The organism is Bacillus coreaensis (assembly GCF_050586445.1).
In the GTDB taxonomy this organism is placed as follows: Bacteria; Bacillota; Bacilli; order Bacillales; family Cytobacillaceae; genus Robertmurraya_A; species Robertmurraya_A coreaensis.
In genome coordinates this window covers 117,686-142,534 of sequence record NZ_JBOCCY010000008.1, presented here as the reverse complement: position 1 = coordinate 142,534, position 24,849 = coordinate 117,686, and the positions used below count along the sequence as shown (strand labels likewise).

General features: G+C 41.8%; 24 protein-coding genes. 1 reads left to right on the top strand and 23 read right to left on the bottom strand.

All coding sequences use genetic code 11. From position 1 onward, the window contains the following. Positions 1–15: 15 nt before the first annotated feature. The 20 genes from hisIE to ACQ5H4_RS14305 form a co-directional block, all read right to left on the bottom strand. The gene (hisIE, locus tag ACQ5H4_RS14400; RefSeq protein WP_430775679.1) at positions 16–657 is read right to left on the bottom strand and encodes a bifunctional phosphoribosyl-AMP cyclohydrolase/phosphoribosyl-ATP diphosphatase HisIE; all 642 of its coding nucleotides are present in this window, start codon (positions 655–657) and stop codon (positions 16–18) included. After that, the gene (gene hisF / locus ACQ5H4_RS14395) at positions 654–1,412 is read right to left on the bottom strand and encodes an imidazole glycerol phosphate synthase subunit HisF (protein WP_430775678.1); all 759 of its coding nucleotides are present in this window, start codon (positions 1,410–1,412) and stop codon (positions 654–656) included. The genes hisIE and hisF overlap by 4 nt, the downstream gene beginning before the upstream one ends. 1 nt (position 1,413) lies before the next feature. Continuing rightward, positions 1,414–2,142 carry a 1-(5-phosphoribosyl)-5-[(5-phosphoribosylamino)methylideneamino]imidazole-4-carboxamide isomerase gene (gene hisA, locus ACQ5H4_RS14390; protein ID WP_430775677.1) on the bottom strand — a complete coding sequence of 243 codons (729 nt, stop codon included), beginning with the start codon at positions 2,140–2,142 and terminating at the stop codon, positions 1,414–1,416. After that, positions 2,139–2,774, bottom strand: coding sequence for an imidazole glycerol phosphate synthase subunit HisH (gene hisH, locus ACQ5H4_RS14385; RefSeq protein WP_430775675.1), 636 nt, complete (start codon positions 2,772–2,774; stop codon positions 2,139–2,141). The genes hisA and hisH overlap by 4 nt, the downstream gene beginning before the upstream one ends. Next, the gene (gene hisB / locus ACQ5H4_RS14380) at positions 2,775–3,362 is read right to left on the bottom strand and encodes an imidazoleglycerol-phosphate dehydratase HisB (RefSeq protein WP_430775673.1); all 588 of its coding nucleotides are present in this window, start codon (positions 3,360–3,362) and stop codon (positions 2,775–2,777) included. A gap of 112 nt (positions 3,363–3,474) precedes the next feature. Next, complete coding sequence (gene hisD / locus ACQ5H4_RS14375) at positions 3,475–4,740, bottom strand: histidinol dehydrogenase (RefSeq protein ID WP_430775672.1); 1,266 nt, start codon at positions 4,738–4,740, stop codon at positions 3,475–3,477. Between the two features lie 5 nt (positions 4,741–4,745). Further along, entirely contained in the window at positions 4,746–5,375 is a 630-nt protein-coding gene (gene hisG, locus ACQ5H4_RS14370; RefSeq protein WP_160548689.1) for an ATP phosphoribosyltransferase, read from the bottom strand. Positions 5,376–5,386: 11 nt separating this feature from the next. After that, positions 5,387–6,565, bottom strand: a complete 1,179-nt coding sequence (locus ACQ5H4_RS14365; RefSeq protein WP_430775671.1) for an ATP phosphoribosyltransferase regulatory subunit — start codon at positions 6,563–6,565, stop codon at positions 5,387–5,389. 224 nt (positions 6,566–6,789) lie between these two features. Continuing rightward, positions 6,790–7,329, bottom strand: coding sequence for an acyltransferase (locus ACQ5H4_RS14360; protein ID WP_430775670.1), 540 nt, complete (start codon positions 7,327–7,329; stop codon positions 6,790–6,792). Next, on the bottom strand, positions 7,329–7,979 hold the full coding sequence (gene ppaX, locus ACQ5H4_RS14355) for a pyrophosphatase PpaX (RefSeq protein WP_430775669.1): 651 nt from the start codon (positions 7,977–7,979) through the stop codon (positions 7,329–7,331). The genes ACQ5H4_RS14360 and ppaX overlap by 1 nt, the downstream gene beginning before the upstream one ends. Further along, on the bottom strand, positions 7,969–8,913 hold the full coding sequence (locus ACQ5H4_RS14350; protein ID WP_430775668.1) for a nucleoside recognition domain-containing protein: 945 nt from the start codon (positions 8,911–8,913) through the stop codon (positions 7,969–7,971). The genes ppaX and ACQ5H4_RS14350 overlap by 11 nt, the downstream gene beginning before the upstream one ends. Before the next feature lie 197 nt (positions 8,914–9,110). Then, the gene (gene lgt, locus ACQ5H4_RS14345) at positions 9,111–9,929 is read right to left on the bottom strand and encodes a prolipoprotein diacylglyceryl transferase (RefSeq protein WP_430775667.1); all 819 of its coding nucleotides are present in this window, start codon (positions 9,927–9,929) and stop codon (positions 9,111–9,113) included. A gap of 21 nt (positions 9,930–9,950) precedes the next feature. Beyond that, the gene (gene hprK / locus ACQ5H4_RS14340) at positions 9,951–10,889 is read right to left on the bottom strand and encodes an HPr(Ser) kinase/phosphatase (RefSeq protein ID WP_160548664.1); all 939 of its coding nucleotides are present in this window, start codon (positions 10,887–10,889) and stop codon (positions 9,951–9,953) included. 130 nt (positions 10,890–11,019) lie between these two features. Further along, positions 11,020–12,624 (bottom strand): alkaline phosphatase, encoded by a 1,605-nt coding sequence (locus ACQ5H4_RS14335; RefSeq protein ID WP_430775666.1) that lies wholly within the window; start codon positions 12,622–12,624, stop codon positions 11,020–11,022. A gap of 455 nt (positions 12,625–13,079) precedes the next feature. Further along, entirely contained in the window at positions 13,080–13,442 is a 363-nt protein-coding gene (locus tag ACQ5H4_RS14330; protein WP_430775665.1) for a phage holin family protein, read from the bottom strand. A gap of 15 nt (positions 13,443–13,457) precedes the next feature. Then, positions 13,458–14,564, bottom strand: a complete 1,107-nt coding sequence (locus ACQ5H4_RS14325; RefSeq protein ID WP_430775664.1) for a DUF4097 family beta strand repeat-containing protein — start codon at positions 14,562–14,564, stop codon at positions 13,458–13,460. Positions 14,565–14,585: 21 nt separating this feature from the next. Next, positions 14,586–14,912 carry a magnetosome magnetite crystal formation protein family gene (locus ACQ5H4_RS14320; RefSeq protein WP_430775663.1) on the bottom strand — a complete coding sequence of 109 codons (327 nt, stop codon included), beginning with the start codon at positions 14,910–14,912 and terminating at the stop codon, positions 14,586–14,588. A 110-nt stretch (positions 14,913–15,022) separates the two neighbouring features. Continuing rightward, positions 15,023–17,902 (bottom strand): excinuclease ABC subunit UvrA, encoded by a 2,880-nt coding sequence (gene uvrA / locus ACQ5H4_RS14315; protein WP_430775662.1) that lies wholly within the window; start codon positions 17,900–17,902, stop codon positions 15,023–15,025. Between the two features lie 7 nt (positions 17,903–17,909). Further along, positions 17,910–19,889 (bottom strand): excinuclease ABC subunit UvrB, encoded by a 1,980-nt coding sequence (gene uvrB / locus ACQ5H4_RS14310; RefSeq protein ID WP_430775661.1) that lies wholly within the window; start codon positions 19,887–19,889, stop codon positions 17,910–17,912. A gap of 294 nt (positions 19,890–20,183) precedes the next feature. Beyond that, positions 20,184–20,411, bottom strand: coding sequence for a CsbA family protein (locus tag ACQ5H4_RS14305; RefSeq protein WP_119709995.1), 228 nt, complete (start codon positions 20,409–20,411; stop codon positions 20,184–20,186). A 121-nt stretch (positions 20,412–20,532) separates the two neighbouring features. On the opposite strand from ACQ5H4_RS14305, the gene ACQ5H4_RS14300 reads away from it, so the two are divergent. Then, a complete protein-coding gene (locus ACQ5H4_RS14300; protein ID WP_430775660.1) occupies positions 20,533–20,811 on the top strand; it encodes an alpha/beta-type small acid-soluble spore protein in 279 nt (92 codons plus the stop codon). A gap of 243 nt (positions 20,812–21,054) precedes the next feature. Here ACQ5H4_RS14300 and ACQ5H4_RS14295 read toward each other — a convergent pair whose 3' ends face one another. The 3 genes from ACQ5H4_RS14295 to ACQ5H4_RS14285 form a co-directional block, all read right to left on the bottom strand. After that, entirely contained in the window at positions 21,055–23,418 is a 2,364-nt protein-coding gene (locus ACQ5H4_RS14295; protein ID WP_430775659.1) for an EAL domain-containing protein, read from the bottom strand. Between the two features lie 201 nt (positions 23,419–23,619). Beyond that, positions 23,620–24,018 carry a DoxX family protein gene (locus tag ACQ5H4_RS14290; protein WP_430775658.1) on the bottom strand — a complete coding sequence of 133 codons (399 nt, stop codon included), beginning with the start codon at positions 24,016–24,018 and terminating at the stop codon, positions 23,620–23,622. A gap of 223 nt (positions 24,019–24,241) precedes the next feature. Next, positions 24,242–24,679 (bottom strand): MarR family winged helix-turn-helix transcriptional regulator, encoded by a 438-nt coding sequence (locus tag ACQ5H4_RS14285; RefSeq protein WP_430775657.1) that lies wholly within the window; start codon positions 24,677–24,679, stop codon positions 24,242–24,244. Between the last annotated feature and the right edge of the window lie 170 nt (positions 24,680–24,849).

Below are 24,849 nucleotides of genomic sequence, written 5' to 3'. Positions count from 1 at the left end.
CAGCCCCTCGGCTGGTTATTTTGCTGCAGATTTTTCATGTCGCTTATTTAATACGGACAATACGTCTCGAGCTGGCAAGCCTTGCTCCACCAACAGTACGTATAAGTGGTACATTAAATCGGCTGCTTCCCACTTTAGCTCCTCAGCATCACGGTTTTTTGCAGCAATGATGACTTCAGATGCTTCTTCCCCGACCTTTTTCAAAATCTTATCAACGCCTTTTTCAAACAGGTACGTCGTGTATGCACCCTCTGGACGTTCTTTTTCACGGTTGCGAATCAACTGCTCAAGTTCAAATAAAATTTGGTAGTCTGCTAGGCTTTCTGCACCAGACGCTGCTTCCTCACCTGTGAACACACTCTCTGTAAAACAGCTGGTTGTTCCGTTGTGACAAGCAGGACCAGCTGCTTCTACCAATATAACCACGGCATCTTGATCACAATCGAACTTCATATCAACGATTTTCTGTGTATTCCCGCTTGTTGCTCCTTTATGCCAAAGCTCCTGACGTGAACGACTGTAAAACCATGTTTCACGTGTTTCAATCGATTTATCTAAAGATTCCTTGTTCATATACGCAAGTGTTAATACTTCCTTCGTCACTGCATCCTGAACGATTGCCGGCAGCAAGCCGTTTTCATCAAATTTTACATTCATCGTACATTCACCCCTTTTTCTTTTAAAAATGATTTCACTTCTTCAACTGATGTTTCCTTGTAGTGGAAAATTGATGCCGCTAAAGCTGCATCTGCCTTTGCTTCTAAAAAGGCTTCTGCAAAATGCTCAGAGTTTCCTGCTCCACCAGAAGCAATGACCGGAACCGATACCGCCTCGCTTACGGCACGAGTTAACGCCACATCAAAGCCCTTCTTTTCTCCGTCACTATCCATGCTCGTTAACAGGATCTCTCCTGCACCAAGGCGAACCGCTTCTTTTGCCCATTGAACGACTTCATAATCGGTTGCTTTTCGACCACCATGCGTGAAAACACGCCACGAACCAAGCGCTTCGTCGTATTTTGCATCAATGGCAACGACAATACATTGTGTGCCGAAGAAGTTCGCTCCTTCAGTAATAAGCTCAGGATTTAGCACAGCAGCCGTATTCAATGACACTTTGTCCGCACCAGCACGTAAAATGCGTTTCATGTCTTCAAGGGAATTGATCCCTCCACCTACAGTAAACGGAATTGCTAACTCGGAAGCAACAGATTTTACCACATCCACCATCGTACCGCGGCCTTCATGCGAAGCAGAAATATCTAAAAAAACTAACTCATCTGCTCCCTGCTCATCGTAAAAACGAGCCAGTTCGACGGGGTCTCCTGCATCGCGCAGCTGTACGAACTGAATTCCTTTTACCACACGACCGTCCTTCACATCCAGGCATGGAATAATACGCTTGGTTAGCATGTTACTTCACCTCTTTCAATGCTTCAGGAACAGAGAATCTTCCTTCATAAATGGCTTTTCCGACAATTGCACCGCTCACACCTTTTCCTACAAGCTCCTTCAATGCCCGTAGATCAGCTAACTCACTTACTCCACCAGAGGCGATGACGCTTTTACCTGTTTCAACCGCCAGTTTCTCCACAGCCAATAAGTTTGGGCCAGAAAGCATTCCATCTGTTGCGATATCTGTAAAAATAAATGTCTCTGCACCCGCTTCAGCCAGTCGCTTTCCAAGCTCAACCGCTGTGACTGAAGAAGTATCGAGCCAACCATGCGTTGCGACATAGCCATCCTTCGCATCAAGTCCAATTGCAATCTTCTCACCGTACTTTTGAATCATTTCAATAGCGAACTCTGGGTTTGACACGGCCACACTCCCGATAATGACACGTGACACGCCATTGTTAAGGTAATGAAGAATATCTTCCTCGGTACGAATCCCACCACCAATTTGTACTTTCGCATCATGCTTTTGAGCAGCCTCGATCACAAACCGGTCGTTCACACGCTTGCCATCCTTTGCTCCGTCAAGATCGACCATATGTATCCACTCGGCTCCTGCATCGGCAAAGCTTTTCGCCATATCAAATGGGGAATCTCCATACACGGTTTCTTGATTATAATCTCCTTGTAAAAGGCGGACGCATTTGCCTCCGCGCATATCAATCGCTGGATAAATAGTAAAGCTCATCGTGCCACCCTTTCTTTCGTTAGCTCAGTAAAATTACGCAATAATTCCATGCCTAGCTTGCTGCTTTTTTCGGGGTGAAATTGCATTCCGAATACATTTCCACGTCCTACAACAGCAGGTACTTCAACGTCATAATCGCAGCTAGCGATGACGACCTCATGATCCGGCGTATTTACGTAATACGAGTGAACAAAATATACAAAGTCTTCATGAATATTTTCTAAAATTGGCGACGTACGGAAGAAGTGAATATTGTTCCATCCCATATGCGGGACCTTGTACGCCTTTCCCTCAGGCGTTTCTCCTGGAAAACGAACTACGTTTCCTGGTAATAACGCTAATCCCTTTGTTAATCCGTTCTCTTCGCTTTCTTCAAATAATAGTTGCATTCCAAGGCAAATACCAAGCAAAGGCTTTCCTGTTTTCACATATTCCTTGATCATCGCAGTCAAGCCTGATTCGTTCAGCTTTTCCATAGCATCTTTAAACGATCCAACCCCTGGTAAGATTAAGCTATCAGCCTGTAGCAGTTCGCTAGCATCTTCTGAAATGAAGTAAGGAGCTTCGAGCCGTTCAAGGGCCTTCGAAACACTGAATAAATTCCCCATTCCATAATCAATAATTCCGATCATTTACAACATCCCTTTCGTTGATGGAACGCCCTTTATTCTTGGGTCAATCGTGGTTGCTTCATCCAACGCTCTAGCTAATGCTTTAAAAATGGCCTCGATGATATGGTGTGTATTTTGACCATAGTGAACGATCACATGGAGGTTCATTCGTGCTTCAAGGGCAAGCTTCCAAAGAAATTCGTGAACTAACTCTGTATCAAAGGTTCCTACTTTTTGACTTGGGAAGTGCGCGCGCATTTCTAGATGTGGACGGTTGCTTAAGTCAACGACTACTTGCGCAAGTGTCTCATCCATTGGTACAAAAGCATTACCATAGCGCTTGATTCCCTTTTTATCGCCTAATGCTTCACGAAGGACTTGTCCTAAACAGATGCCGATGTCTTCTGTTGTATGGTGATCGTCCACCTCTGTGTCACCTTTTGCGTTGATGGTTAAATCAAACTGACCATGCTTGGTAAATAAATCCAGCATATGTGTCATGAAAGGAACGCCCGTCTCTAGTTCTGATTTCCCTTCTCCATCAATCGTTAAAGAAAGTTCTATATTTGTTTCACCTGTTTTTCTTGTAATGCTTGCAGTCCTTGTCATTGTCGAATCCTCCTGTTCAAAAAAGTGTTGGTCAAGGGGTCGTTTCACCCTCCGTGCGCTGGTGTTGCTACGCAACAAAGGCTTCTTAGGGTGGAAACGCCCCCTATTCCATTTATTTAAATCGTGATTCTACCGCTCTAGCGTGAGCTTCTAAGCCTTCAAGTCTTGCGAAGGCGGCGATTTTTTCGACGTTTTGTTGTAATGCTTGTTCACTGTATGAGATAATGCTTGATTTCTTTTGGAAATCGTCTACGTTTAATGGGCTTGAGAAACGGGCGGTTCCGTTTGTTGGTAGCACGTGGTTAGGGCCTGCGAAATAGTCTCCGACTGGTTCGGAACTAAATCGGCCGATAAAAATGGCACCCGCATGTTTGATTTGTCCTAAAAGCTCCATTGGGTTAGCCGTCATCACTTCTAAATGCTCTGGCGCCAATGTGTTAATTGTGGCAATCGCTTCTTCTAATGTGTCAGCCACATAAATCGCTCCGTAATCTGCGATCGATTGTTCGGCAATCGCCTTACGAGGAAGTGTTTCAAGCTGACGAACAACCTCCTCAGAAACCTTTTCAGCTAATTCTTGTGAAGTGGTAACAAGCACACAGCATGCTCTTTCATCATGCTCTGCTTGAGAAAGAAGATCGGCTGCCACTTCGCTTGCTCGAGCCGTGTCATCTGCCAAAACCGCAATTTCACTAGGACCTGCAATCATATCAATATCCACGTCACCGAAAACTTCACGCTTGGCCAGGGCCACATAAATGTTTCCCGGTCCGACGATTTTATCAACCGGCTTAATCGCTTCTGTTCCATAAGCAAGAGCGGCAACTGCTTGTGCTCCCCCAACCTTAAAAATCTCCTTCACACCAGCTTCTTGAGCCGCAACAACAACGGCTGCTGGTAACTTTCCATTGGCACCAGGAGGAGAAACCATGACGATGCGCTCAACTCCAGCCACTTTTGCCGGCATCACATTCATAAGGACAGACGATGGGTATGCCGCTGTTCCACCTGGTACGTACACGCCAACGGAATCAAGCGGAGTGACCTTTTGGCCAAGAATCGTTCCATTCGCTTCTGTCGTCAGCCATGAATTACGAACCTGCTTTTCATGAAAATAGCGAATGTTTTCCGCTGCTTCCTTAATAATTGCTACATATTCCGCACCAGTTTCGTCGTATGCTTCACGGATTTCTTCTTCTGAAACCAGCATCGATGTTAACGTCGCACGATCAAATTTTTCTGTATAGGCAAATAGAGCCGTATCTCCATTTTTTCGTACATCTTCAATTATCATCTTTACCGTTTGGCGTTGCTCCTCAGTTCCCGCATCCACCGAACGCTTAATGCTAACCGCCTCACTCACCCTTTGAATTCTCATCCTGTTCAGCTCCTTACACCGTGAATCACGTCTGTTAATTTATCAACGATCTCACTAATTCGCTCATCCTTTGTTCGGTAGCTGACCGGATTTACGATCAGACGAGAGGTAATATCAGCAATGCGTTCATACTCTACTAGTCCATTTTCGACCAAAGTTTTTCCTGTAGACACGATATCTACGATGCGATCAGATAATCCGATAATCGGTGCCAGTTCGATCGAACCATTCAGCTTGATGATCTCCACCTGTTCCCCTTGTTCACGGAAATAGGCTGCTGCCACATTCGGATACTTGCTAGCCACCTTTGGAGCCACATCGTTCATCTTTGTATTTGGTAAACCTGCAACCGCCAAGTAGCAGGCACTAATTTTCAAATCTAATAGTTCATACACATCACGTTCTTCTTCTAGCATAACATCTTTCCCTGCAATCCCTAAATCAGCAACACCGTGTTCTACATAAGTCGGGACGTCCATCGGCTTCGCTAAAATAAAGCGAAATTGCTCTTGTTCCACATCGATTATGAGCTTGCGAGAGTCTTCAAACTCTGGTGGAAGATTGAAGCCCGCTTGACGAAGAAGCTCAACTGCTTCGTCAAAAATCCGCCCCTTCGGCATTGCAATTGTTAGCATTTCCTTCACTGTTAAGACCCCCTGCCTGCTTTTCCGATTAAAAAGACGATATCTGTATATTGATTCGTGCATGCATCAATATTTTTCACACCATTGATATCTTGTAATACGACCTTTTCTCCGATGGCACGCTTTTCTTTTGCCACTGTATAAGCTTCCTGTCGGCGTTCATCACTGAATAAAATACAGGTCATCGGTGTTTCTTCTGATACTCCACCAAGCGCTTCGATTAAGCGGTCTAAGTATAAAGCAAATCCGGTCGCTCCCGTTGCCTTCCCGAACTTTTCTAAAAGAAGATCATATCTGCCGCCATTTCCAATCGGTGTACCTACCGCGTGAGAGTAAACTTCAAACACAATTCCCGTGTAGTAACTCATATGACTAATAAGTGTCAGATCAAACTTCAGCTTATCTTCCTCACCGAAGGCTACGACAATCTCCCACAATTGCTGAAGCTGAGAAAGTGCTTCACGACCACTTTCATTTTCAATAATATCATTGGCAAAGCTTAGAACCTCCTCGCCTCCGCGAAGCTTTAGGAAATCTAATAATCTTTGCTTATCAATGGAAGATAACGCGAGGTTTTTTACATGCTCACGGTATCCTACATAATTTTTTTCATATAGAAATTTCGTTAATGCATGGGCCCGCTCTTCTGTTCCAAGAATTTGCTGGAACAAGGTTTGTACAAAACCGATATGACCTACGGAAATTTGGAACTTTGGTAGTCCAACTTCTCGTAATGACGAGATTAATAGAGCGATGACCTCTCCATCTGCACTAATTGTATGGTCGCCAATACACTCCACACCGATTTGCTCAAATTCTGCAGGTCTGCCCCCTTCTCTTTGCTGTGCTCTGTATACATTTGCCGAGTAGGCTAAACGTAGCGGCAAGTCTTCGTTCAACAGCTTTGACGCTGCCACACGCGCGATCGGTGCCGTCATATCCGGTCTTAGCACAAGTGTATGTCCTTGTGAATCTAATAATTTAAACAACTGCTGGTCAAGAATAGCTGAAGCTGTTCCAACCGTTTCATAATATTCAAGTGCAGGCGTTTCAATAAACTGAAAACCCCAGCGCTTCATTTCTGATTGTATCGCATTTCTAGCAATGCTTTTCGTTTCATATAATCCTGGAAGGGTATCCCTCATTCCAAGCGGTTTTTCGAACATAAATAAACGACTCAAGACAATCACCTCTATATCTAAATGTTCCGAATCCTTTAGTTCGCTAATATGTTAGCAAATTGAAGTTATATGTAGTTTACTCCTTTCACAAGGAGGTCGTCAACTGAAAAATTGGTACCAAAGTCAATTGGTGCCCATTCTCTTCGCTGTTATTGCTAGCGCAATAAAGGCTCGATTATGTACACCAATAGACAATGATATAAAAAAAGCCTCACTAACTACTGTTAATGAAGCTTTTCTTTTCCGTAAATCGGATCTTCTTCCCATCTGGTTGCGAGCTCTTCCTTTGTGTAAATTACCCGCATGGGATTGCCACCGACGAACGCTCCTGCAGGAACATCCTTATGAACGAGCGTTCCTGCTGACACAATGGCTCCATCCCCAATGGTGATACCAGGGAGAATCGTCGTATTCGCTCCAATCATTACTTCGCTTCCGATTTGCACTTCTCCTAATCGATACTCTTTGATTAAGTATTCGTGGGCAAGAATCGTGGTGTTATAACCGATGACGGTGTTTTTGCCTACGCTGATTTTTTCTGGAAACATAATATCGAGCATGACCATAAGAGCAAATGAGGTTTGGTCACCAATTTTCATTTTTAGAAATGTTCGATACAACCAATTTTTCATCCCTAAAAATGGTGTATATCGTGCGAGTTGGATGACGATGAAGTTTTTGACGACTTTTACAAATGGGACGGTCTTGTATACATGCCATAGAGAGTTCGCTCCTTCGACGGGGTAGCGAGTCGTCCTTCTCATTATCTTTCTGCCTCTAAAATGGCCAGTAAATCAGTCATGTTTTCAAGCATATAGTCTGGATTGTACTTGGCTAAATAATCACGACCTTTAATCGACCAGGCAACCGCAGCCGTTCTTACTCCCGCATTTCTCCCTCCTAAAATATCATGATGGTTATCTCCAACCATGATCGCTTCCTCTGGAGAAGAATGCAGTTTTTCTAAAGCCATACGTACCGGACCTGGGTCTGGCTTTGCTTTTTCGACGTGATCAAGTGCCACAACGATTTCAAAATATGGATCTAGCTTAGTAAGCTTCAATCCTTTCATCACGACGTCAGACATTTTAGACGTCACGATTCCAATCTTATACCCTTTTTCCTTTAAAGCAATAACGGTTTCTTTTACACCCTCGAACTCTTTTACAAGTGAATCGTGATTGCTAATGTTAAAGGAACGATATGTCTTTATCATTTCCTCAACACTTTCCGGGTTCATTCCACCAAATGTTTCTACAAGCGTTGGTCCCATAAACGGGATCACATCCTCACGTTTGTACTGGTCAGGATAGTAGTGCTGTAAGGTGTGTAAAAAGGATTGAATAATCAGTTCATTTGTATCGATTAATGTTCCGTCTAAATCAAATAAGATGGTTGTTGTTTTAGTGGTCATATACTGTTTCCTTTCGTTTTGAGAACTCGACTCGCTTCCATATTCTCACCACAATAGCGGTCAATACGATCGCCAATACTAAACGGATGAGTAGCAAAGGAAGGACAGGAATTCCTAATGGTATAAAGATGAGGGTATCTTCCACAACGGCGTGGCAGGCTGCGAGGAAAATAAACGCAATCGTTACGTCCTTCTGGCTTACCCCATCCTCTTTTACGGCCTGAATCATGACACCGGCTCCATATGCAAGACCGAAAATCAATCCTGCTGCTAGAGTGGTTGACGTATTTTCCTTCATTCCTAATGCTTTTGTCACTGGTGCCATCCAGCGTGAAAATACTTGAAGCCAATGTAAGTCCTTTAATACTTGAATCACAATCATTAATGGCATAACAATCATGGCTAACTGAACAATTCCAAGTGCGGCTGTTTGCAAAGCATCGAGAAGGACCGGAATGACTCCACTCACCGTTTCTTCTTTCGCTGCCACCAACCCGTATTGAGCACGCTCGTTTCCACCTTGCCATACTAGATTAATCACAATTCCTGAAAAAATGGCCAACCCAATTCTAACGGTTAGCACAATCCAAAGCTTCACGCCTACTTTGATCGCGACACTCGATTCCACGAGCATATTGTGTGAAAAAGAAAGCATAACTGCGATGATAAACACTTCTTTTACCGATAAATCAATCGTTAGCATGGCTCCGATTGCCGCATACAGGTTCAGAAAGTTTCCTAGTACAAGAGGAATCGCTGCGTCACCAGAAAGGCCAAAAATCCCCATCAAAGGAGTAATTAACTGAATCACCCATGGCAGAACAGGGGTATGTTGCAGCAAAGCAACAATAAGGGCAACCGGAAATATAATTTTCCCCAATGCCCAAACGGTCTTCAAACCGACGAAAAACCCTGCTTTCGTAGATTGTAGCATCTTCTCTCCATGCTCCCTTATTCGTATTAGGATGGGATAGTTCCCCCTGAAGCTAGCCTTTGTTCCAAAGGAACACCAGCTCGCGGAAGGGGAAACTATCCCTCTCCCTTATTTCTTATGGGGTGGAGTTTCTCCGGAAGAAAGCCTTTATTGGGCAGCTTTCGTAAGAAGAAATTGCACCCTTCTCTCTCTATGATTTACACACTCTGGTCCAAATATCGAACCTTCGCGTATCCTTTTACTCTTCGGTAAACGATTAATGCAACTGCTAAAACAATTAAGCCGATCGAAATTGTTTGGGCAATACGTAAAGATTCTGTTAGCATCAAGCTGTCCGTACGCATTCCTTCCACAAAGTAGCGACCGATGGAATACCAAATCACATACGAAAGGAAAATCTCTCCTTGTCGTAAATTCACCCTTCTTAATGACATTAATAGAACGAATCCTACTAGATTCCAGATTGATTCATATAAGAAAGTTGGATGATAATAGACTCCATCAATATACATTTGGTTGATGATAAACTCCGGTAAGAATAATCCTTCTAAAAAGCTTCTTGTTACCTCGCCACCATGCGCCTCTTGGTTGATAAAATTCCCCCAACGACCGATGGCTTGCCCAAGTATAATACTTGGTGCCGCAATATCCGCAAGCTTCCAAAACGAAATATTTTTCTTCCTTGAAAACACAATCGCTGTGATAACCGAACCGATTAGTGCGCCATGAATGGCAATTCCACCATTCCAAATCTTGATAATATCACCTGGATTTTGAGAGTAATAATCCCATTCAAATGCAACATAATAAATACGTGCTGAAATAATCGCAATGGGTATCGCCCAAAGCATCAAATCAGGGAAAATGTCTTTATGTAGTCCCCTTCTTTCTCCTTCTCGCATCGCTAAAAATAATGCAAGTGCAATACCCACCCCAATGATCACACCGTACCAATGGATCTGGATTGGACCGAGTGACACCGCAATTGGGTCAATCGGTTGAATAGTTGATTCCATTACAGCTCATCCCCCTTAGGATTAATGTTCTTCGTCATGCTCGCCTTCTTCAATCACATCAGCCAATCGATTCGTAAACTGCTCCGCTGCGTTCACTCCCATTCGTTTTAGACGGAAGTTCATCGCTGCTACTTCAATAATAACGGCTAAGTTCCGACCAGGTCGAACAGGAACCGTTAATTTTGTTAAATCTGTGTCAATAATACGCAACTTTTCTTCATCTAATCCTAAACGATCATATTGCTTGTTTTGATCCCATAACTCCAGGTTAATGACCAAAGTAATTCGTTTATGACTTCGAACCGCTCCCGCTCCGAATAGCGTCATCACGTTAATGATTCCTAATCCACGGATTTCTAGTAAATGCTCAATCAATTCTGGAGAATTACCAATGAGCGTATCTTCATCCTCTTGACGAATTTCTACGCAATCGTCGGCAACCAAACGGTGTCCACGTTTAACAAGTTCAAGGGCAGTTTCACTTTTCCCGACTCCACTTTTCCCCGTGATTAGAACCCCTACTCCATAAATATCAATCAAAACACCATGAACAGCTGTTGTAGGCGCAAGCTTGCTTTCTAAAAAGTTCGTCAAACGTCCAGAAAAACGAGTCGTCTTCTGTCTAGACCGCATAAGTGGCACAGCCTCACGTTCACACGCTTCAATCAGCTCTTCAGGTACGTCAAGCTCCCTTGTCACAATGATTCCAGGAGTTACATCCGTACAAAGCTTTTCCATACGAATGGCACGCTCTGTTGGCGACAATTTTTCCGCAAAGGTTAGCTCTGTTTTCCCAAGAAGTTGAATTCGCTCGGCTGGATAATAATCGAAAAAACCTGCTATTTCAATACCCGGTCTAGAGATATCACTCATCGTGATCGGGCGATTTATTCCTTCTTCTCCACTAAGTAACTCTAGGTCAAATTTTTCAATAATATCTTTTGTACGAACTTTCGCCATGGTCGTCTTCCTCCTCTGTATGTAAAGAGACAATTCCTATCTATTTTACCATCTTTTTTAAAAGAACCAAATTTGATCCTCATATTTTGTCAAAAAAATGACCCTCCTCAATATTGAGAAGGGATAGAAATTACGGGAGAAACTCTTTTACTTGTTCACTTACAAAAAAGTGTCTTCCATTGAAAACTGCTACCCCATTCAGCGAATGTGACTTTCCGTTCACCATAATGATATTTTTATTAGCAGGGATTTCAATGGAAACGTCTCTTTTAGCAGCTACAAATATAGGGTTATGATTTTTCGATTGGTCAATTTTTGTAACGAAGCCTTGTTTCTCAAAAAATTCCTTTGCATTCATAAACAACGATTGGCTCAACTTTTCTAAATTAACCCCCATGAATTCGGCCATTCTTTCAGGTAACTCCGTGTTTTCCAGGTATCCGGTTGGATGAGATGGACCGTAGGCGTATAAAAATACATCTTCCCCCGTATGTCCACTTGTTGTAAAACCAAGATTTGCTTTTTTGGCTAACATAGCAGATAGGTCTGCCCCAACATGATTGGAGTTAATCAGCATTCTTATTTCGTTGTTTGATAAATCATCTAGACCATATAGCTTTGCCACTTGTTTGATATTAGAGCGATCCTGCTTTAGATCCTGCAGTGCACCCTCGACCGTCCGCTGGGCTTTTTTCAATGGCTGAATGAAGCTTTCAACAGGAGTATGCGCATACGATCTAGACGTTTGCCGATTACCTATCGAGATTCCACTATTTCCATGATCGGTCACGGCAATCACCATCGTATTCCCATCTTTTTCAGCATACGTGACTGCCTCCTTTACCGCTTCGTCAAAGGCTAACACATCACTAATCATGCCAACAATATCATTTTTGTGCGCAGCCCAATCAATTTTGCTTCCTTCAACAAACAAGAAAAATCCATCTTCATCTTTCGAAAGGGTTTGAATCGCCTTGTTCGTCATTTCAGCAAGAGTGGGCTCAGAAGGTTGGGTTGCCGGACGGTCTATATCATAGGCTAGTGACTCATCAGCAAAGCTCCCCCAAATTTTTGTACCGTTCGCCTTTTGTAATTCACTTCTCGTATCGACCCATTGATATCCTTTTTCTTCAATAACCTTTTGTAAATCTTCTTGATCTTTACGATTTGTTAAATGAACTTTTCCGCCACCAAGGACAACATCGATTCCTTGATACACCTGTTGTTCAGCAATATCTTCTTGCTGCTTTCGGCTCAGAACATGTGTGGAAAATCCGGCCGGTGTGGCGTGTTGAATTTCAGAGGTGGCAACAATCCCCGTCGCTTTCCCTACTTTCTTTGCTCCTTCAAGGACATTGGCCACCGGCATGAGCGCATGCTTCGGTTTCTCTTCCTGTTTGCCTGGAGTCGTAATTTTCGAAGGAAGTAGCCCAATATAATGCTCATCCGTTTTATTTCCAGTCGCTAGAGCGGTAGCCGCAGCGGCCGAGTCTGTAATCGCAGATTCTGCAGAATACGTTCGCACGCCTCCCGTCAAGATTTGATCTAGTGCAAGATCTCTACCTTTATACCAGCGGGCTAATGCGACCGCTCCCGAACTCGTTCCATCCATCACCATCATAATGACATTCCTCGGGGACTCGGTATGCGGCTGCTGGGCTTTCATCTCTGTACAACCTACACTCCAAACTAAAACCATGCATATTAAGGTTGAAATCAGTAGTTTCTTGCTCATAAAAGCCTCCTTTCCCAATCGTTGTTTATTTTACTCAGGTTGTGGGAAAGTAACCGGGAAAATGAAAATTCGTGATGGAAAACTTGAACTTTCGGGGAATAGGGGATAAATTTTTTTGAATCGCTAATATGTACTTGGATCGCAAGTAATTCCTCTTAATCGCAAATATCTTCTTGTGATCGCAAGTAATTCCTCACAATCGCAAATATCCTCTTGTGATCGCAAGTAATTCCTCACAATCGCAAATATATTTTTGGAATAGCAAATAAATCTCTAGAATCGCAAGTAAATTGCTAGAATCGCAAAAAAGTTTTTAAAATAGCAAATAAATCTCTAGAATCGCAAGTAAAATCACATTGAACTACTGAAGTGAACCTAAAAACCATTGATTTCTACTAAAATCCCCCCTTTTCCATATAAAAAACCCTCCTTTGCTTTAAAAGGAGGGTGGAAACTTAGTCATTTTCCTTTTTTCTCGAAAAAATAGTTTTCTGAAGAATGACATTTACTACCGACATGATGAGCGCGATGAAGAAGGCCATCCAGAATCCTTCGATTTCAAAGGAGGAACCAACCAATTCATCGGTGAGCAAAAGTGTCAATGCATTGATTACTAGCAAGAACGCACCAAGCGTCACAATCGTGATCGGCAAAGTTAATATGATTAAAATAGGCCTAACCAGCATATTTAAAATCGCTAAGATGAAACTCGCGGCCAATGCCGCCCCAAAGCCTTCTATATAAAAGGAGTTTTCAAAATAGCCTGCCAGAGCGATAAACAAAATCGCATTAATTCCTATTCCTATAAGCCATCTCATCGCAATCATCCATTCTTATTTCACTTTTTTCAACGAAATCGAACCGGTCTTTGTATCTGCAAGAATCGTTGTAAAGGTATCTAACGGTCTTGTAGATTTAAAAGTAAACATTTTTTGAACAACTTCGCTCTTATTTTCGACAACTGAAATATCGTCTACGTCTACTTGGAAACCACCCAGATTGGACTTTAGTTCACCACTTAATGCCCATGAAGTAGGTACCTTCACTTTGATGGATCCTGTTGTTGCTTTTGTTACCACCACATCACATTGGTCTCCAGCCAGCTCACATTCAATATTTCCGTTAAAGGATTGAAGATCGAGCTTTTTATAAGTACCGTCCACTCGGATCGCTCCATTAATTGTTTCCCCTTCAAAGTCTACAATTTGACTTTGTTGAACGGATATTTGCCCATTGGCTGTTTCCAGTTCTGCTTTTGATGCCTTAATGTTTGACACATCCACTTTTCCGTTTGCTGTTTTTGCTTTAAACGACGCCACCACTAGGTTTTCACTTGTAATCGGCCCGTTAAACATGCGAATGCGAATATGTTCAAAATCAGTAGAAGGCACATATACCTTTGCCTGAACCTTCATCCACTTTTGTTGTGCTCCGAAACGTAGTTTATCCCCTTCAACCGAAAATAACACGTCTTTGATAAAAAGACTTTTCGCTTCCTCTGGTGATTCCACACGATACACCTTTGCCTCACATTCGACACGAACATCCGATTGATTCCACGGAATTAGGGTCACCGAACCATTGGCCACATCAATATCAATATCCTTTACTCTTGCGTGAGTTTGTTGATAAATATGAGAAACATCTACCGATTGACCAAAATTCCAATCAAGATCAAAATCTTTAATCTTTTTAAAAGCAACATCCACAAACTCTAGTATTTTTTCCTTGGCAGATTGAGCCTTTTGATAAGAAAAACCTGACGACTTTTTCCCTTCCTCAAAGTTCACAACCGTTGAAAGCTCATTGTATAATTTTTGTTGCTTTTCTTCCATAGAGGTATTGGATTTCTCCAATTCTTCTAATAGCAGTAACGCTTCATCAACCTTAAGCTTTCCTTCCTCTACCATCTGTAAGATGCGTTTTCTCTCTTCTTTCATATCTATACCCTCCTCAATGGACTAATAATCTTCACTCGCAAAGACTTTAATCGCTTTTACAAGATTCCATACCGTAACGATGATGGCGATTAATCCAGTTAAAAGCGCGCCTACAATAATAGCAATCGGTGCTGTGTCTGTTAATTGATTCGTCATATCTAGATAAACCGCTGAACCGACTAGAAACGGAACGGGAACAATTGGGATTAAATGCGATAAAAAGGCTTTCTTTGCATGCTGTTTGACATATGAACTGGATGAAACTAAAAATACGACCAACGGAAAAATAAATCCAGCGAAAAAGATACTCAAGTAACTCATACCGGCCAAAACTTTATTCGTATTCATTTTCCTTCATCTCCTCTGCTCATATGTACGTTCTTAATAAATAAAAGTTTCATGAATTTTGAGGAGAGTGATACAAATAGGAGCAATTCCTTACGGAACTGCTCCCCCCTTTACGCGTTAGTTACTTGCTCTTCCTTTTGTTGAATTTGCTTCTTCATTCGCTCACGGTCACGGTCGAGTATCGGCTTTAAGTACTTCCCTGTATACGATAATGGTACTTCTGATACTTGTTCTGGTGTTCCCATGGCAATAATGGTACCACCTTTATCGCCACCCTCAGGTCCGAGGTCGATAATATAGTCGGCTGCTTTAATGACATCGAGATTATGCTCAATGACTAATACCGTATCACCATTTTCCACCAGGCGCTGGAGGACGACAAGCAATCGTGAAATATCATCCACGTGTAACCCTGTGGTCGGCTCATCGAGAATATAGAACGAGCGACCAGTAGAACGGCGATGAAGCTCAGACGCTAGTTTTACCCTTTGTGCTTCCCCACCAGATAAAGTCGTGGCAGGTTGACCGAGTGTAATATAACCAAGACCCACATCATAGATGGTTTGAAGCTTCCTTTTAATTTTTGGGATATTTTCGAAATAAACGAGTGCATCTTCCACTGTCATATCTAGCACATCCGAAATATTCTTACCTTTATATTTTACTTCTAGCGTTTCACGGTTGTAGCGTTTGCCGTGACACACTTCACAAGGGACATAAACATCCGGTAAAAAGTGCATCTCTATTTTGATAATTCCATCTCCACGACATGCCTCACATCGGCCACCTTTGACGTTAAAGCTAAAGCGACCTTTTTTGTATCCTCGAACCTTGGCTTCATTAGTCGATGCAAACACATCACGAACATCGTCGAACACACCAGTATAAGTTGCTGGATTCGATCTTGGTGTACGCCCGATCGGTGATTGATCGATATCAATGACCTTATCCAAGTGCTCGATCCCTTTGATTTCTCGATGCTGACCAGGCTTGATTTTTGCACGATTTAGCTTTTGAGCTAATGATTTATGTAGAATTTCATTGATCAATGTACTTTTTCCTGAACCAGAAACACCGGTTACTGCGATGAACATGCCAAGCGGGAACTTTACGTTTACATTGTTCAAGTTATTTTCCTTAGCGCCTTTAATCTCGACGTATCTACCATCACTTTTTCTTCGCTCAATTGGTAGCGGAATAAATTTCTTACCTGCTAAATACTGACCGGTTAGTGAGTTTGGATCCTCCATAACCTCCTGTGGGGTTCCAGCAGAAACAATTTGTCCGCCATGAACTCCTGCTCCTGGGCCAACATCAATTAAGTAATCAGCCGCAAGCATCGTATCTTCATCATGCTCAACAACGATCAATGTGTTCCCAATATCACGCATATTTTTCAACGTATCAATTAATCGGTCATTGTCTCGCTGATGAAGTCCAATGGAGGGTTCATCTAGAATGTACAACACACCGGTTAATCTTGACCCGATTTGTGTGGCTAATCGAATTCGCTGTGCCTCTCCTCCAGATAAAGTACCCGCCGCACGGTTCAACGTTAAATAATCGAGGCCAACATTGATTAAGAAACCAAGGCGTTCTTTGATTTCACGCAGAATTAAGTTAGCAATTTTTGTTTCTTTTTCCGTTAAGTCTAGATGGTCAAAGAAATGATGAGCTTCTTGAATCGAGAAGGACGTCACTTTCCCTATATGGTGGTTGTTGATTAGTACCGCTAATGTTTCCTTCTTCAGGCGGTCTCCTTTACAAGTCGGACAGTGATGCTGAGCCATGTACTTTTCCATTTGCTCACGAATATAATCAGAGCTAGTCTCCTTGTAACGTCGCTCCACATTTCGAATGACACCTTCGAATTGGATATAGCCTTCACGAATTTGTCCGAAGTCATTTTCGTACCGGAAGTAAATATCGTCTTCTTTTGATCCAAATAGCACTTTGTCAAACAAATGTTTTGGAAGATCCTGCACAGGAATATCCATATCAATTCCAAAGTGGTTACACACTGCTTCTAATAGCTGTGGATAGTATTGAGAGCTTGTTGGCTCCCACGGTGCGATGGCATGCTGTTTTAGGGATAACTCTTTATTCGGAACAACAAGATCTACATCCACTTCGAGCTTTGACCCTAATCCATCACAGTCAGGACAGGCACCGAACGGACTGTTAAACGAGAACATACGAGGTTCAAGCTCCGTGATCGAGAAGCCACATAATGGACAGGCATGGTGTTCGCTGAAAAGCAATTCCTCTTCGCCGATCACATCAATAATTACTTTTCCTTCCCCAAGACCAAGAGCGGTTTCAAGCGAATCAGCGAGACGGGCAGTGACTCCCTCCTTAACGACAATTCGGTCAACAACCACTTCGATCGTATGTTTCTTGTTTTTCTCCAGCTCAATTTCGTCTGAAAGATCAAGCATTTCTCCGTCCACACGAACACGAACAAAGCCTTGCTTTTTAATATCTTCAAAAACCTTCACATGTGTCCCTTTGCGTCCAGCAATAATCGGTGCAAGTACTTGGAGCTTTGTTCGTTCAGGATACTCCATAATTCGGTCGACCATTTGCTCGATCGTTTGGGAGCTAATTTCAATCCCGTGATTCGGACAGGTCGGGCGACCCACTCTTGCATATAATAATCGTAAATAATCATAAATCTCCGTAACCGTTCCGACGGTCGAACGAGGATTACGACTCGTTGTTTTCTGATCAATTGAAATAGCCGGTGAAAGTCCTTCAATCATATCCACATCCGGTTTATCCATTTGCCCTAAAAACTGCCTTGCGTACGCAGATAACGATTCCACATAGCGTCTCTGCCCCTCAGCATATATCGTATCAAATGCAAGAGAGGATTTCCCCGAGCCTGAAAGTCCTGTTAGTACAACGAGCTTATCTCGCGGAATGGTCACATCGATATCCTTTAAATTATGAGCTCTAGCCCCTTTAACTATGAGCTTTTCCATTGCCATTGATTCGTCATCCTTCCGCTTTCAACTCTAATATTAAATCACGAAGCTCTGCTGCTCTCTCGAAGTTGAGCGCCTTTGCTGCTTCTTTCATTTCCTTCTCCATATCCTCAATTAGCTTATCACGCTCTTTTTTCGTAAGCTTTGTAAGCTTTTCTGTTGTCTTGTACTCTGCTTCATTCTCAGCCGCATGTGTTGCACGAATGGCATCTCTTATATCTTTTTGGATTGTCATCGGTGTGATTCCATGCTTTTCATTGTACTCTTCTTGAATGGCGCGACGACGTTTCGTTTCTGAAATCGCAAGCTCCATTGAGTTTGTCATTCGATCGGCATACATCACCACATGACCGCGGGAATTACGCGCCGCACGACCTATGGTTTGGATCAACGAACGTTCTGAACGAAGGAAGCCTTCTTTGTCCGCATCCAAAATGGCTACTAACGAAACCTCAGGAATATCTATACCTTCCCTTAACAAGTTAATTCCTATAAGAACATCATATTTTCCAAGTCTTAGCTCTCGGATGATTTCAATTCTTTCGAGCGTTTTTACCTCAGAGTGTAGATATTGTACCTTGATACCGATTTCTTTCAAGTAATCTGTTAAATCCTCGGACATCTTTTTTGTTAACGTTGTGACAAGAACGCGTTCATTCCTCTTAATCCGCTCATGAATCTCACCGATAAGGTCATCAATTTGCCCTTCAATCGGACGAACATCAATCGTTGGATCAAGCAATCCTGTTGGACGAATGATTTGTTGAACCATTTCTGGCGTGTGCTCGAGCTCATAAGGTCCCGGTGTTGCCGAAACAAACACAATTTGATTGATCTTCTCCTCAAATTCTGTAAACGTTAAAGGTCGGTTATCCATCGCTGAAGGCAGACGGAAGCCATGATCCACGAGAACCTGCTTACGCGCTTGGTCGCCGTTATACATTCCACGAATTTGCGGAAGCGTCACATGCGACTCGTCAATGACAATTAAGAAGTCTTCTGGAAAATAATCGATCAATGTATATGGTGTTGACCCAGGTGGTCTTAGAGTTAAATGTCGGGAGTAGTTTTCAATTCCCGAACAGAAGCCCATTTCCCGCATCATTTCTAAGTCATAACGTGTACGTTGCTCTAATCGCTGTGCCTCAAGAAGCTTTCCGTTTTCACGCATGTCCGCTAGGCGTTCTTCGAGTTCCTTCTCAATATTTTCAATGGCAACAAGGAGTTTTTCTTCACGTGTAACGAAGTGGGAAGCTGGGAAAATGGCAACATGTTCTCTTTCTCCAAGAATCTCCCCTGTTAATGCATCAACCTCTCGAATTCGATCAATTTCATCACCAAATAGCTCTACACGCAAGCAATGCTCATCCCGTGAAGCCGGGAAAATCTCGACCACATCGCCACGAACACGAAATGTTCCACGCTGAAAGTTAATATCGTTTCTTTCATATTGAATATCCACTAAGCGATGCAAGAGCTGATTTCGCTCAATTTCCATTCCCGTTCTTAGTGAGAGCACAAGATCTCGATATTCCTCAGGAGAACCTAGACCGTAAATGCAAGAAACACTCGCAATGATAATAACATCTTTTCTTTCAAACAAAGAGGATGTAGCCGAGTGACGAAGCTTATCAATTTCGTCATTGATACTAGCATCTTTTTCGATAAACGTATCTGTTGAAGGAACATACGCTTCTGGCTGATAATAATCGTAATAGCTAACAAAATACTCGACCGCGTTATTCGGAAAAAACTCCTTAAACTCACTATAAAGCTGGCCAGCAAGTGTTTTATTATGAGCGATCACAAGTGTCGGCTTATTCACTTCTTTAATCACATTGGAGATCGTAAATGTTTTACCAGTCCCTGTTGCTCCAAGCAACGTTTGACGTTTTTCACCATTATGTATTCCATCAGCAATCCTTTGAATGGCTGCAGGCTGATCTCCTTGTGGTGAGTATTTAGAGACTAATTCAAATTGGTCCTTCACAAGTACTCCTCCTATTAAAAGTATCCATTAGAATTTCATCTATAGTAACTAGCTGCGACGGACCTGGCTGAGTAAATATCCTATATTTTCATATTAATCATTCTACCACAAATAAGGGAAAACAAACCAACAATATACGAACAAATATTCGATGTTTTTCGTTTTTACGATGAAGTCTGTCAGTCTCAGTCGAAAAAAGGTCAATCAAACGTTTGATTGAAATGATTCAAACACCCTCTGTAAGTGAAAATGGCATAAAAAAACTTGTCGAAAATTTTATCGACAAGCTTCTACCTACGATCGTTTTTTTGCCCTCTCTCGAACCATTTTCGAATACGCAAACCCAACCGTTAAAGACAATGCATCTACAATAATGAGCGATAAGGAATCAGTATAACCCTTATAAACCGATGCAGCTATTAGTGCAACTGTAAGCAATAAACCAATCACATGGCTGTATGTAACTCTTGTGAAAAAAATAACGAGAGCACCAGGAATAAAAAGACCCAATACATACTTCATCTCGTTCAACCCCTCTTTGTTACCACTTATAGTTCTAGAATATATGGTCAACTCCGGTTGCACAAGTATTTCACGTATGGAAAGTGCATACTAAGAAAAAAGTAAAAGGAGCATAACGAATATGGCTAGAAAAAGACGTCCATTAATCCCAGAGGCTAGAGAGGCATTAGATTCGTTAAAAGCAGATGTGATGAAACAGAGAGGGTATATGGTGCCTAACGATAACCCGGACCAGGTAAAATACGAAGTGGCAGCGGATATGCATATTCCACTGAGTAAAGGCAATAACGGAAATCTTACCTCCCATCAAGCAGGCAAGATCGGTGGCCAAATCGGTGGAAGCATGGTCAAAGAAATGGTCCGACTTGCACAAGAAAGAATGAGAAATCAAAACGAATAAAAATGCCTCTAAATGAGACATTCAGAGCAAGATGCTTGACTCCTGGGGGATCAGCGGGACAAGTGAGACCCCACAGGAGTGTCAGCGACGAGGAGGCTCACTGCCCGCCCCCCGGAAAGCAAGCGCCCGGAGCGGAAATCAGCCCTTTTCCCACCAATCCCGAACAAAAAAATGACAAAAGGCAGCGAGAAGAACTTCTCACTACCTTTGTCGACAGTCCGAATGCCTCTAAATGAGGCATTTTTAACTAGCATTACCGTATTTAGATAAAATATCTTCATAATTAGAACGCTTGACTGGAGGGGAGTAGAAATAACCTTGCACCTCGAAGCAATTCATGTTTTGCAGGAAACCGATTTGATTCGACGTTTCCACACCTTCTGCAATGACCTTCAGATTTAGGTTGTGAGACATCGAAATGATGGCAGATATAATTTCTTTATTGCTCTCATAATCAGCGATAAAGGACTGGTCAATTTTCAAACGATCGACAGATAACTTTTGCAAATAACTTAAGGAGCTATACCCTGTTCCAAAGTCATCGACACTTATCTCAACCCCGACTTCTCTAAGGGCAAGCAGGTTTCGATTGACTCGCTCCTCTCCACGCATAATAACACTTTCCGTAATTTCAATCTCAATATCACTGCCATCGATCTCATAGGAGGCTAAGTTTTTTATGATAAAATCGACAAAGTCTTCTTGGTAAAAATGAATGACGGAAATATTAATAGAAGTTCTAGGCACCGGCATGCCTTTCCGTTTCCACTCCCCAATCGTTTCGAATACTTCCGTAATTACAAATCTCTCAAGATCAATAATTAAGTTACTTTCTTCGGCGATAGGAATAAACTTACTTGGAGGAATAAATCCGTTCTCTTCATGTTCCCAACGAATGAGTGCCTCGGATCCCACCAATAGATTTGAACCCGTATCATATTTCGGTTGATAATAAACCGTTAACTTGCGATTCGCAATATCTCTTCGAAGATCACTTTCTATCTTTATTTTATTAAGTGATTGTTCCTTCATCGTCGCCTCATACACAACATATCGATTGGATCCTTCATTTTTCGCACGATACATCGCAAGATCTGCCGCCTTCAATAATTCTAAAATCATTTCTCCATCTTTTGGAAAATAAGCCACACCGATACTCGCTGTAAGTAAAAAGTCAAAGCCATCGAGTACGATGGGGGTTCGAAAACCTTCAATAATCATTTGAGCAACCTCATCATAGTCTGCTGGATGAGGTAGTAACGCAGCAAACTCATCTCCCCCAAGCCTTGCAATCGTACAATTTTCAGGCATGAGCTCCTCAAGCTTTTTCCCGGTTTCTTGAAGAATTTTATCACCGAAAAAATGACCAAAGGTATCATTAATCCGTTTAAAACGATCAAAATCAATATAAAAAAGATAAAAAGGTTTATTTTCATCAATCGCCTCTGCTGCCACTTTTTCAAGCTTCCGTTTATTCGGTAAATTGGTTAAATCATCGTGATAAGCAAGGTAACGAATCGTCTCCTCGGCATGCGTCTTCTCTGTAATATCTCGGACAATTCCATATACCCCGATCAGTTCTTCTTTCACAATGATTCGAACAGGTGTAATTCTAACATCAATAAAAAAGCCATCTCGATGTCGAAGTTTTACTTCAACCGATTGAATATCTTCTTGAAGGAAGCTTTGAAGATAGTGATTGAATTCCTCTTCGTCGCAGATTAATAGCTCCTTGAAATGCAATCCCTTAATCGCTTTTTGATCATAGCCTGTAAGTTTAAAGGCTTCCTTATTCGCATGCATAATGTTGCCTGACAAGTTTACGGCAAATACGGCATCAGGATTATGATTAAATAGTGATAAATACGATTGAATGTTACGCATCAATAAACGTTCACCAAACAGGTCAGGAACTAGCATGAAAGCAAGATTCGTAATGACACTATATGTAAAAGGCAAAAGCATAACCAATGGATTTGTATTCCCCACACCAATTTCTTCAAGATTCAGCATAGATACAACAACCATAAAAGGAACTCCTGCAAAAGCAGCTCCGCCAAGAATACTACCAACAAGTTTCCAACGAGACAGGAATTGATAGATATCCGAATTCGTTATTTGAATAAGAAAGCGAAGCAAGGAAAACATCGTTGCTAATGTTAAAAATACAGTCATGGTCCCTAGCATCGGCTTAATATCTAGATGATCCGAGTATAGAAGATAAAAACCAAGACTAAGTGTACCTAAAATACAAACCGTAACGAACAATCCTGCAAATATATACTGAATCGAACTATTTAGTCTCTGTTTCGTTACCCCAAGAGCAATATAAGATCCGATAAAGCAAAAATAAAAACTTAATTGAAAGTATAAATTGATATTTCCTGTAGAGTAAGGTAATTCCATTGCCAAACAAACCAATAACAACGCTAACCAAAAAGTAAAGCCAAGCATTAACGAGTATATTGCTCTTCTCATAAACGTATAATTTTCTAGCTTCAACCGACGACAAAATTCTGCCCCAAGTGTACAGCATATTATCGAAATGAAGATAGCAATCAACACATCGCTTAAATTGAACACATAAAATGTGGCAGACCCAAGCAAAGTAACCCCTCATCCCAGAGCAAAATTCAGTAGACTGCCCTTTTTCGACCTACTGTGGACTCCATTTTACCATGATTCGACAGTAATATCCTACTATTTTCGCAGGGAAAAGGGATTATTTATTCGATCAACGAATGAAAGACCCACCTGATTTGAAGGTGAGTCTTCGTCTAGTTTCATGATTCTCAAAATCGAGATAATTTAGAAAATAAATGCGTCGATTGCGTAAGCTCCAGGACCTGTTAATGCAACACCAATAGCGATAACTAATAACGTTAAGTTGTATTCATATCCATTTGCTGTTGACCATAACCCATTGGCACCGTGAACTTTTACAATGGACATAACCATAGTTGCAGCAATAAGTAGACCTGCAAGTGGAGTTAAGAATCCCACAGCAAAGAATAAGCCACCCACCAACTCTGCTAAACCAGCAAGAAGAGCCATTGTTACACCTGGCTTTAATCCAAGCGACTCCATCCAGCCACCGGTCCCTTTTAGTCCGTAACCACCGAACCAACCAAACAATTTCTGTGCACCATGACCTATGAATAATAAACCGATAACGACACGAATCAATAATAATCCTAAATCTAACATCTTGTAATTCCTCCTAGTTGTTTATTAAGGCTCTTTTCTAAACATTGTTGCTATAAACACACTTTTTAGGATTTTAACTATATGTTTCAACAGCCAATCAGAATTTTTTCATCCTTAGAAAAGAGCTACTCTCCCAATAGACCAATAAACACAGTGTTACACGGGGAAAAATCCGGCATTTGGGATTTTTCCAAAAACAACAATCTTTACGAAAACAGCTTTGTTAATTTGATAGCTCTTCTACTTTCTTCTTCGTTTTTCTTAGTACATCTATTAAACTGTTTACCTCTTGATGATCTAATGAAGCAAACATGGAATCAATCAGTACTTGATGCTCCGGAATAAGGGTATCCATTACTATTCTCCCTTTATCCGACAAAGAAATATGAATGGCTCGCCGATCTCCTGGACAAATATTCCGCTCTAAAAAACCCTTTTGTACCAGCTTATCAACTACATACGTCATCGATCCGCTAGCCACAAGAATGCTGCTCCCCACTTGATGAATCGTCTGCGTCCCCTTATGATAAAGAACTTCAAGAACCGAAAACTCTGTCACGCTTAGATCATGTTTTGTTACATTGGACTTTATACATTCTTGAATCGCCTTTGTTGTTTGCATGAGGAGCAGAAAAGGTTCATTAGAACAAATCTTATCCATATGCTCACCCCCTTGTCTTTTTATCTTCGATTCAAATATCTTGAATATGAGATAATAATATTATGAATTCGAGATATTGTCAATGGGTGAGTGGCAATTTTTTTATGACCTGCTTGCCCTTGAAAAATTACCTCCTAATGTCATAAACATGACTTTATGACGTGACAGAC

Coding starts and splice junctions, on each gene's coding strand:
- hisIE (WP_430775679.1), bottom strand. CDS start 657: ATGAATGTAAAATTTGATGAAAACGGCTTGCTGCCGGCAATCGTTCAG.
- hisF (WP_430775678.1), bottom strand. CDS start 1,412: ATGCTAACCAAGCGTATTATTCCATGCCTGGATGTGAAGGACGGTCGT.
- hisA (WP_430775677.1), bottom strand. CDS start 2,142: ATGAGCTTTACTATTTATCCAGCGATTGATATGCGCGGAGGCAAATGC.
- hisH (WP_430775675.1), bottom strand. CDS start 2,774: ATGATCGGAATTATTGATTATGGAATGGGGAATTTATTCAGTGTTTCG.
- hisB (WP_430775673.1), bottom strand. CDS start 3,362: ATGACAAGGACTGCAAGCATTACAAGAAAAACAGGTGAAACAAATATA.
- hisD (WP_430775672.1), bottom strand. CDS start 4,740: ATGAGAATTCAAAGGGTGAGTGAGGCGGTTAGCATTAAGCGTTCGGTG.
- hisG (WP_160548689.1), bottom strand. CDS start 5,375: ATGCTAACAATTGCAATGCCGAAGGGGCGGATTTTTGACGAAGCAGTT.
- ACQ5H4_RS14360 (WP_430775670.1), bottom strand. CDS start 7,329: ATGAGAAGGACGACTCGCTACCCCGTCGAAGGAGCGAACTCTCTATGG.
- ppaX (WP_430775669.1), bottom strand. CDS start 7,979: ATGACCACTAAAACAACAACCATCTTATTTGATTTAGACGGAACATTA.
- ACQ5H4_RS14350 (WP_430775668.1), bottom strand. CDS start 8,913: ATGCTACAATCTACGAAAGCAGGGTTTTTCGTCGGTTTGAAGACCGTT.
- lgt (WP_430775667.1), bottom strand. CDS start 9,929: ATGGAATCAACTATTCAACCGATTGACCCAATTGCGGTGTCACTCGGT.
- hprK (WP_160548664.1), bottom strand. CDS start 10,889: ATGGCGAAAGTTCGTACAAAAGATATTATTGAAAAATTTGACCTAGAG.
- ACQ5H4_RS14335 (WP_430775666.1), bottom strand. CDS start 12,624: ATGAGCAAGAAACTACTGATTTCAACCTTAATATGCATGGTTTTAGTT.
- ACQ5H4_RS14330 (WP_430775665.1), bottom strand. CDS start 13,442: ATGAGATGGCTTATAGGAATAGGAATTAATGCGATTTTGTTTATCGCT.
- ACQ5H4_RS14325 (WP_430775664.1), bottom strand. CDS start 14,564: ATGAAAGAAGAGAGAAAACGCATCTTACAGATGGTAGAGGAAGGAAAG.
- ACQ5H4_RS14320 (WP_430775663.1), bottom strand. CDS start 14,912: ATGAATACGAATAAAGTTTTGGCCGGTATGAGTTACTTGAGTATCTTT.
- uvrA (WP_430775662.1), bottom strand. CDS start 17,902: ATGGCAATGGAAAAGCTCATAGTTAAAGGGGCTAGAGCTCATAATTTA.
- ACQ5H4_RS14305 (WP_119709995.1), bottom strand. CDS start 20,411: ATGAAGTATGTATTGGGTCTTTTTATTCCTGGTGCTCTCGTTATTTTT.
- ACQ5H4_RS14300 (WP_430775660.1), top strand. CDS start 20,533: ATGGCTAGAAAAAGACGTCCATTAATCCCAGAGGCTAGAGAGGCATTA.
- ACQ5H4_RS14290 (WP_430775658.1), bottom strand. CDS start 24,018: ATGTTAGATTTAGGATTATTATTGATTCGTGTCGTTATCGGTTTATTA.
- ACQ5H4_RS14285 (WP_430775657.1), bottom strand. CDS start 24,679: ATGGATAAGATTTGTTCTAATGAACCTTTTCTGCTCCTCATGCAAACA.